The following is a 2,624-nucleotide window of genomic DNA, read 5'->3' on the forward strand; positions in this document are numbered from 1 at the left end:
TCGACTCGGGGCGCCCTGCCGGTGTTTCCACCGGTGGGTTTCCCCGAGTCGCCTCCCGCACCCGCCGTGCCCGTTTCCGAGCAACGGGCGCTCCACAAGCCCCGTCAGCGGTGGTGTGGTTCCTCATCCCGCGACCGGCCACGGAGTCGGGATCACTGTTCCCCGGTATCGGTACCGTGTTGTGCGTATCTTCGCCGGGTTGAACAGGTGCCTGTCCTTCGTGCTCGGCCACCATCCGCCCGCGCAGTAGCGGCGGCGGAGTTCCTTCCAGGTGATCCGGCGGTGTTTGCGGCGCAACCATCCGATGACCCGGGCCCAGGTGTAGGCGCTCAGGTAGGCGAAGGTGGCGCTGGACACGCCGGGCCGGAAGTGGGCGCACCAGCCCCGCAGCAGCCGGTTGAGCGGCCGCAGCAGGACCTCCAGCGGCTGGTTCGTGTCCATCCGTCGGCACAGCGTCTTGATCTTGCCGGTCACGGCCCTGACGGCCTTGCGTGCCGGGTAGGTGTAGACGTAGGACCGGTTGGTGCCTCGTTTGCGGTGACGTTGGATGCGCCAGCCGAGGAACACCAGGCCCTCGTCGATGTGGGTGATCAAGGTCTTATCCTGCGACAGGCGCAGACCCATCGTGGACAAGACCGCCGCTATGTCCTCCCGCAGGGTTTCCGCGTCGGCCTTCGTGCCGGAGATGACCAGGCACCAGTCGTCCGCGTACCGGATAAGGCGGTAGTTGGGCAGACCCTGAGCGCGACGCTTGGCCCGTTGGTATCGGCTGGCAGCCGGGCCTCCCGGGGCCTGGGCGATGTGCTCGTCTAGGACCGAGAGGGCCACGTTGCTCAGCAGCGGTGAGAGAATCGACCCCTGCGGGGTGCCGGTGTCGGTCGCCCTCAGGACGCGATCCTCGCCGAGGATGCCCGCCTTCAGGAACGCCTTCACCAGAGCCAGGACACGCTTGTCCCCGACGCGTACCCGCACCCGGTCCATCAGGGCCGGATGCGAGATTTCGTCGAAGCAGGCCGTGATGTCGCCCTCCACGATCCACTCATAGGAGTGCGACGTCAGATGACGCACCTCGGCCACCGCGTCATGAGTCCGGCGGTTCGGGCGGAACCCGTAGGAGCACGGGAGGAAATCCGCCTCGAAGATCGGCTCCAACACCAGCTTCAAGGATGCCTGGACCACCCGATCCCGCACGGCGGCGATCCCCAGGCGACGCAGCTTGCCACCCGCCTTGGGGATCATCCGCTCGCGCACTGGCAACGGGCGGAAACTGCGGTCGCGCACCTGCGACCGCAGCTCATCGAGAAACCCTTCGACGCCCCGCACAGTCTCCACGTAGTGGACGGTCTGACCGTCCGCTCCGGCCGTGCGGGCACCCTTGTTGCCCCGCACCCGATCCCAGGCGACCAGCAGGAACGCCGGGTCGGCGACGAGGTTGAACAGATCATCGAACCGGCGATGAGGATCATCACGGGCCCAACGGTGCAGCTTGGCCTGGATCTCCCGTACCCGTTGCTCCGCACGACACAGCGCGAGCTCCGATTCGTCGGTATTCACCGGCGACCTCCAGGCATTCCAGCATCCTCCCTGCCGACTTGCTGGCCCCCTTCGCCATGCGCACGCCTCTCGCGTGCTCGGACTATTACGGGGCCTCCGCCCCATCCCACGGCCCTCGGTCGGCAACGGACCCGCCCGCCACCGGACCGGCTGCCCGGCGGGAAGGGCGACCGGGGATGGTTCCCACGTTCACCACGGAATCGATCGATGAGGGAGGCGCCCGCCTTGACCCCGACAGCATCGCCACGCCTACGCCGCAGTTCTTCGACGTGGCCTCCCCACCGGACCCACAAACCGGCTTCGGAGTAGGCCCGCACCGCCGAAGCGATACCGGCCACGCGCTGCACACCGGCCCCTATCCGTCAGGTTTGAGCCGGCTCTGGACTTACGGGGCTTCAGACAGCGGTTCCTCTCGTACGCCTTCTCATCACTGCTTGCCGGACCCGAGCCGTCTGACAGTGCCGACCCGTCCCGTACGTTGTCGGGGCTGCTCCCACCATCGCGTGCGTTCCCACGCCCCGGCTGCCCCCAGCTTCACCGGCCAGCTGCGACTGACCGGCGGTGAAGTCCTCTCACCTCCACTCGATTCCAGGCGCCTCGTGGCGCACGTGAGGTCGACTCGGGGCGCCCTGCCGGTGTTTCCACCGGTGGGTTTCCCCGAGTCGCCTCCCGCACCCGCCGTGCCCGTTTCCGAGCAACGGGCGCTCCACAAGCCCCGTCATCAACGGTGCAGCTTGGCCTGAATCTCCCGTACCCGTCGCTCCGCACGACACAGCGCGAGCTCCGATCCGTCGGTATTCACCGGCGACCTCCGGGCATTTCAGCGTCCTCCCTGCCGACTTGCTGGCCCCCTTCGCCATGCGCACGCCTCTCGCGTGCTCGGACTACTACGGGGCCTCCGCCCCACCCCACGGCCATCGGTCGGCAACGGACCCGCCCGCCACCGGACTGGCTGCCCGGCGGGAAGGGCGACCGGGGATGGTTCCCACGTTCACCACGGAATCGATCGATGAGGGAGGCGCCCGCCTTGACCCCGACAGCATCGCCACGCCTACGCCGCAGTTCTTCGA

The 2,624-nt window shown here is 68.1% G+C and carries 1 protein-coding gene; it reads right to left on the minus strand.

Annotation, left to right across the window (positions count from 1 at the left end; all coding sequences use genetic code 11):
* Positions 1 to 123: 123 nt before the first annotated feature.
* Positions 124 to 1,554: a group II intron reverse transcriptase/maturase gene (gene ltrA / locus VF468_04750; GenBank protein ID HEX5877624.1), complete on the minus strand. Its 1,431-nt coding sequence runs from the start codon at positions 1,552 to 1,554 to the stop codon at positions 124 to 126.
* Between the last annotated feature and the right edge of the window lie 1,070 nt (positions 1,555 to 2,624).

This window comes from Actinomycetota bacterium (assembly GCA_036280995.1).
Lineage (GTDB): Bacteria > Actinomycetota > CALGFH01 > CALGFH01 > CALGFH01 > CALGFH01.